The following is a 6,356-nucleotide window of genomic DNA, read 5'->3' on the forward strand; positions in this document are numbered from 1 at the left end:
CCTTCTTCCTCAAGAATCTAGATTGAATGAACTACCAGACGCCAAAGAAGCATGATTTTGGTTGTTGGTGGTTTATAAAGTTTGGCTTTTTAGGGGGCTTTTAATAAAGGCTGGGATTTGGATTGTCGAAATCAAATGAACCTTGCCTTCAAAATCGAGTGCATTGAAGCGTGTTTCTCTTAGGTGAGGTTAACCAGCAACACGATGAGTTTGCCTAATTTGGACGAAAACAGAAATAATTTGGAAAAAAATCGAATTTATTTAAGAAAAAAGGCATTTTTTTGTTGGAGAAAAGTGTGATTTTTATGTGATCTCGAGGCACTTTCTTCACATATTTTCTTAATGAAGGCGATATTGTGTGAAAGAGAGAGGAAAACGATTGCGCAATAAACCGACAACGTTTGCGTGATTGGTTCGCTAAGTTATTAATTAGTAAGAATTTAGTAAGAAGGTCGAGCTAGGGAGGTTTTACCAGATATGGAATCTTTGAGAGGATAACACAAAAAAAAGTGAAATATCAGACTTGCTGTTACTAAATCACGACCTATAATGCTGAAAACCGGAGCGTCTGCCAACGCTCCGGTTTTTTTGTGTCCGAAGAAAAGTAAACTCGTCTGCCAACGGTTTTACTACGCATTTCGCGAGAGACACATAATTTTATGAATCAAGGAAAACACTATGCGTATCGAACAAGAACTTAAGTTAGGTTTCAAAGATGTACTCTTCCGTCCGAAGCGTTCTACCCTTAAAAGCCGTTCTCAAGTTGAATTAACCCGCGATTTTACATTCAAGCATAGCGGTCGTCAATGGTCTGGTACTCCAGTAATTGCAGCTAACATGGATTCGGTAGCAAGCTTTGAAATGGCAGCTGCTCTAGCAGAGCACGGTGTTATGACGGCAGTACACAAGCACTACACAGTAGAGCAGTGGGCTGAGTTCGCTAAAACAGCAGACAAGAAAACACTGAACAACGTATTTGTATCAACAGGTACATCTGAAGCTGAGTTTGAGAAGACTAAGCAAATCATGGCGCTTAGCGAAGACTTCGTATTTATCTGTATTGATATCGCTAACGGCTACTCAGAGCACCTAGTTGAGTACGTACAAAAAGTACGTGCAGAATTCCCGAACAAAGTTATCTCTGCGGGTAACGTTGTAACGGGTGACATGGTTGAAGAGCTAATCTTAGCGGGTGCAGACATTGTTAAGGTTGGTATCGGCCCTGGTTCTGTTTGTACTACTCGTGTTAAAACAGGTGTAGGTTACCCTCAACTTTCTGCAATCATCGAGTGTGGCGACGCAGCACACGGCCTTGGCGGCATGATCATCGGTGACGGTGGCTGTTCATGTGCGGGTGACGTATCTAAAGCGTTTGGCGGCGGTGCTGACTTCGTAATGCTAGGCGGCATGCTAGCAGGTCACTCTGAGTCGGGCGGTGAAGTAGTAGAGCAAGACGGTAAGCAATACATGAAGTTCTACGGCATGTCTTCACAGTCGGCTATGGACAAGCACTCAGGTGGTGTTGCTAAGTACCGTGCTGCGGAAGGTAAAACTGTTTTACTTCCATACCGTGGTTCAGTTCACAACACTATCTCTGACATCCTCGGTGGTGTACGTTCAACTTGTACATACGTAGGCGCAGCGAAGCTTAAAGAGCTAACTAAGCGTACGACTTTCATCCGTGTACAAGAGCAAGAGAATAACGTATTCGGTAAAGAGTAATCTGAACGAGTTCGAATAGTTTGAAAATCAAGAGCCGCTTTTTAGCGGCTCTTTTTTTTGGGAACTTATAAAAACATATTTGGTAATTAATCGAAACCTACTACGTCATACAAAAAGGCCACTATGTAGTCAGGACGCATCAAGAACGAAAGTTGTATATTTTTACTGTTTGCTGGACAGCCCACACGATCTGATCAAAGCAAAATAAAACGTATGAGTTGTTTCAATATTAGACCTTCACCTAACACATTGCCCCAAAGTGAGTTACGTCTCCAAATCACATAATTATGCTCGGTCAACTTGGATATACAAAAAGCAATAAGAGACAAAAGACAAGATCTGCCCCGTAGTTTCAATAGCTTCTTCTTCGGTTGTGCAAAAATCGTACAAGTGTAACTTTTTTACAAAGCCTCATAACTACACAGATCAATATTCAACAGGTTTTACTTGCATTAATAGTGTATTTGTACACAATTAATCCTTTCTAAACGTATGGCAATTATCGTAATTTTATTTGCTTCGACCTAGTATGGTGGCGAAATCGGTTTCGAGAACATAACGAGATTGCGAGTTTTTCCCAGTGCACGAAGTTAATGTAGAGTAAATCTAGGAGTAATCGACAGGATGACAGAAGGTTTTGCCAACAACGCTACACCAAAGTATTTAGGTTATGTTTACCAAGTCTTAATCGCCATTGAAAAGTGCTTTGATGCAAATCCCAATGAGACTGTCTGGATAGAGTGCTTTGGGGATGTCTATGATGGTAAGACGTTCACAGAGGTAAAACACCATCTAGAAGAACATAACTTAGCTAGTAACTCAAAAGATTTCTGGAACACTTTGAAGAACGTGGTGGTTGAAGACTCCTCTATGTTTGAGAAAATTGTTTTGCATACGACATCTTTCATTTCCGAGAGCTCAATATTTTATGGTTGGAACACACGAAGTGCTCGTGAAAAACTCAACATCATAAAGTCTCACGTGCCATCATCTTCGATTAAGCATCTCTATGACAAAATTTTTGAAGATGCGTTGGATGCCGAGCTATTGAGCATATTGTCTAGATTTACAATTGAGCAATCTCGGGAACATATAGAAGAGAAATGGAAGAGTTTATTGGAAGCTCGCCAATTGAAGTGCGTGTTAGAGCCTTACAGAGAAAGCATTTTTCATTGGATATACTCATACGTTAATAAAAATGCAATTGTAGACTACCGACATTGGAAGGTTAATATCAATGATTTTGATGATGCTTTTCAGTTTCAAGTTAACAGATGGAGTGGAGATAGTATTCCTTTCCCTGTAGACCGTACGGAGTATAACACGGAACAGCAGCATGCTGACGGTTACTTGTTTTTATTAGAGTATAGAGATATTGGTTTGAAAGGCAGGGATAGAGGTGTTGCTCTCAATGATTACTTCAAAGCTAAAAACAGTGAAGAAAGCCTTGTAGATCTTAAACCAGATATTATGCCTGAAATTATGGACAACTATTTAGTAGATGCAGTAGAGAAAGCTACAGGGTATAAAAGACAATACTCTTATGAAATAGATCATGAAGATTTAGGTACATCTAAATCTAACAAGGCAGCTTGTGAAGCATATTTTGAATTTCATAATAGTTCGGTGTTAGAAGTGCCAGAGGTAAGTGGTACGAAACCTTACTTCATGAGAGGTAAGGTACACGAGGCTATCAATAACACCTCTTATACTTGGAAATATAATGAAGAGGATGTTGACTAATGAATCCTCGGGTTATTAGAGATTTGAAGTATTCTCCCTCGTTTGTTGCTGAAATACTATACTCATTTATTGAAGGGGCTAGACGAATTGATGAGCGTGGTGCAAAGTTTGAGTTGGTTTATCTTGTTGTTCCTTTTGTTATGGATGATGTTTTAAGGCGGAAACTGAGTAGGTCTAATGCTAGTAGTACATTTCAAACAGCATTCCTAAAAGATGATGAAGTTAAAGAACGATTGTTTTTTATTAATGATAAAGTTAAATACTCAAAGTCTGTGACTAATTATGGGATAATCTATCTCAATTCAATTTGTGAAACTATAATTGATTCTTTTATTTTAAATAAAAATAATCTAGAAAAAACATCAATAACGAATGATTATAAAAAAGACTTTCTAAAGGCGTCTTATAACTTAGGTATTATTTTTGCAAAAGAAGGATATGTGAATGTTCTTCTTAAATCCAAGGTCACAAATATATGAAAGCTTTTTTGAAAAATATAATTCTTATTGGTCATGATGGTGATTTGAAACGCCTTGGCTTTGATCGAGGATTAAATATAATAACAGGTGATTCTAAAACAGGGAAAAGTGCTTTAATAGAGATTGTGGATTTTTGCTTGTTTTCAAAGCGATCTACAATTCCAGTGGGAAAAGTTACTGATTTCACAAATATATTCTGTTGTGTGTTTGAACACAACAATAAAAATATAATCATTGGACGATCAAATAATCAACCAACAAAGTGCTATTTTTCTGTTGAATATTCGGCTGATTTCAATGTTGAGGATGAAATTAACACTAACTATTTTAAGTCCAAAAAAACTCGAACTAGATTAGAGGTTCAAAAGGACTTCGAAGAGCACTTGGGATTATCGGTTGAAGATACATCATTGAATGATGATGACGATTATAAAATTAAGAAAGGGAAAGTCTCAATCCGGAATGCTACTTCATTATTTTTTCAGCATCAAAATCTAATAGCCAACAAACATAGCTTGTTTTACAGGTTTGATAACTTCATTAAAAGTAGAACGGTAATTGATCAGTTCCCCATATTTATGGGGTGGGTTGACAGCAGATACTATAGATTAAAGAAAAGATCAGAAGATTTAGAAAAGCAAATAAAAACGATAGAGAAAGAAGAAAAGAAAGCTCTGCTAGGTATTCAAGAAAAAAGAGAAAAATTACTTACACCAATTAGGCAGTATTATAGAGTTTTAAATCTTAGATTTTTGGATGAAGATGCATCATTAGAAAAGCTGAAAAATTTAGCGAGAAACCTGCCTTCTGTACCATTGAATGCAGAGCAAAATGTTGATTTCAATAAGCAGCTAAATGCCTTAGAGCAAGCAAAAGATAAAGAGCTAACGTCTTTATATGAATGTAATCAATTGATAAGTCTCATTAAGGCAAACGAGGAGGAGTCAAAAGATTACTCCAACTCGATGGCACGCCTTGCAGAAGTATCGCAAGATGAGTCTGTATCTAAAAACAGTGTAAGTTGCCCGTTATGTAGCACAACAGTAACTAGTGTTGTTTCTAAAGTGGAAGAGGTTAAGCACTCTAGAGCCTTACTTCTTGATGAACTGTCCCGAATTGGTAGTTATAAACAGGACAGCTCTAAGTCTCTTAACTCATTACTTTTAAAGCGAGATAAGCAAAAACAGGTCGTAGCCAATATAGAGAATGAAATAAGGCAATTAAGAAAATTGTTTAGAGTTAAAAGTAATCTAGATATAAGGGACTCACTAAATAATATCCGTGGGAGAATAGAGAATACCTTAGAATTCTTTATTGAAGGACAAAAGTTAGAAAAAGCTAACCACGATCTTTCAACTATGAAAGATGAGTTAGAAACCTGTAAAGGACTGATTCGAGGCTATGGTCTTGAACATAAATTTTCTGAGGCTAATGCGCTTATCAATGAGACAATGAATGAGCTTAAAAAAGACTTAGACTTTGAAGATGATTTACGAAATGGTGAAATGAAATTCAAAACAGAAGATTTCACATTCGCTTATTACTTTAAAAAACAAGAAATACTACTATCAGAAATGGGTAGTGGTGCGAACTGGTTAGCTTGTCATCTAGCGGTTTTCTTGTCAATTTTAAAACTAACCTCAAGCTCAAACTCTGTAATACCAGCAATATTATTTCTAGATCAACCTAGTCAGGTATACTTTCCCAAAGTAACAAGAAGATTTTCTTCTAATAATAAACAAGAGTTATTGGGTGAAGATGAAGTTGATGAGAATATTAAACAGGTCATAAATATATTCAAGGTTTTTGAGCGGTTCTTAAATGAACTTGAAAGAGATCCAAAAATTGGATTTAAACCACAGATTATAGTTTTAGAACATGCAGATGAACCTGAGTTTGATCAGTATGTTAGGTATAGATGGTCTTCAAATGGACAAAAGTTAATATAATATTTTTAAGGTTAAACAGCAACGTTTGACCTTAAAATTAACTGCTAATTCCATCTATAAGATAAAGACTAACAATGCTCAGGGTTAGGTCTTTATTTATGCCCTAGCAAATTTTTCTGAGAGTCTGGCATTCACCAGAAATCGTAACACTGAAATGTCCAGAAATGTGTTTTAGAGGTGTGGCTAGTTACGAATATCGAAGTTTGGTATCAAAATATCAACTTGTAAATTCTCAACATAAAGAGCCGCTTTTTAGCGGCTCTTTATGTTTGAGCTCTAGCTATCACTCAGTAGAGCGTTAACTTTAATTTTTCTACTTCGCATAATTCGAAGGAAACAGTGCTCGTTTTGCCTCTTCATCACGTTCGGTTTTAAATTCAACATCTTGACCGGTTTCGCGAGCACGCAGTGCAGCAGGGCGGGTGTTGATTGCGTTAAACCAACGCTTCAAGTTCGGGTAAGG

General features: G+C 37.0%; 4 protein-coding genes and 1 pseudogene. 4 read left to right on the forward strand and 1 reads right to left on the reverse strand.

Going from position 1 to position 6,356, the window contains the following annotated elements; all coding sequences use genetic code 11:
- The first annotated feature begins 678 nt into the window (after window positions 1-678).
- From BCV39_RS08245 to BCV39_RS08260, 4 genes are all read left to right on the forward strand, one after another.
- Window positions 679-1,722 (forward strand): GMP reductase, encoded by a 1,044-nt coding sequence (locus BCV39_RS08245; RefSeq protein WP_060980457.1) that lies wholly within the window; start codon window positions 679-681, stop codon window positions 1,720-1,722.
- 624 nt (window positions 1,723-2,346) lie between these two features.
- Window positions 2,347-3,465, forward strand: a complete 1,119-nt coding sequence (locus tag BCV39_RS08250; protein WP_102432984.1) for a hypothetical protein — start codon at window positions 2,347-2,349, stop codon at window positions 3,463-3,465.
- The gene (locus BCV39_RS08255; protein ID WP_102460920.1) at window positions 3,465-3,944 is read left to right on the forward strand and encodes a three component ABC system middle component; all 480 of its coding nucleotides are present in this window, start codon (window positions 3,465-3,467) and stop codon (window positions 3,942-3,944) included. Before BCV39_RS08250 ends, BCV39_RS08255 begins: the two co-directional genes overlap by 1 nt.
- Window positions 3,941-5,893, forward strand: coding sequence for a DUF3732 domain-containing protein (locus tag BCV39_RS08260; protein WP_102431782.1), 1,953 nt, complete (start codon window positions 3,941-3,943; stop codon window positions 5,891-5,893). The genes BCV39_RS08255 and BCV39_RS08260 overlap by 4 nt, the downstream gene beginning before the upstream one ends.
- Window positions 5,894-6,206: 313 nt before the next feature.
- On the opposite strand, the pseudogene BCV39_RS08265 reads toward BCV39_RS08260, so the two are convergent.
- Window positions 6,207-6,356: pseudogene (locus BCV39_RS08265) on the reverse strand (glutathione S-transferase family protein); the annotation flags it as partial.

The sequence above is a fragment of the Vibrio sp. 10N.286.55.E10 genome, from assembly GCF_002872555.1.
Lineage (GTDB): Bacteria > Pseudomonadota > Gammaproteobacteria > Enterobacterales > Vibrionaceae > Vibrio > Vibrio crassostreae.

What these genes read in the sequence shown, in the direction of transcription:
- BCV39_RS08250 (WP_102432984.1), top strand. Translation starts at nt 2,347, where the DNA reads ATGACAGAAGGTTTTGCCAACAACGCTACACCAAAGTATTTAGGTTAT.
- BCV39_RS08255 (WP_102460920.1), top strand. Translation starts at nt 3,465, where the DNA reads ATGAATCCTCGGGTTATTAGAGATTTGAAGTATTCTCCCTCGTTTGTT.
- BCV39_RS08245 (WP_060980457.1), top strand. Translation starts at nt 679, where the DNA reads ATGCGTATCGAACAAGAACTTAAGTTAGGTTTCAAAGATGTACTCTTC.
- BCV39_RS08260 (WP_102431782.1), top strand. Translation starts at nt 3,941, where the DNA reads ATGAAAGCTTTTTTGAAAAATATAATTCTTATTGGTCATGATGGTGAT.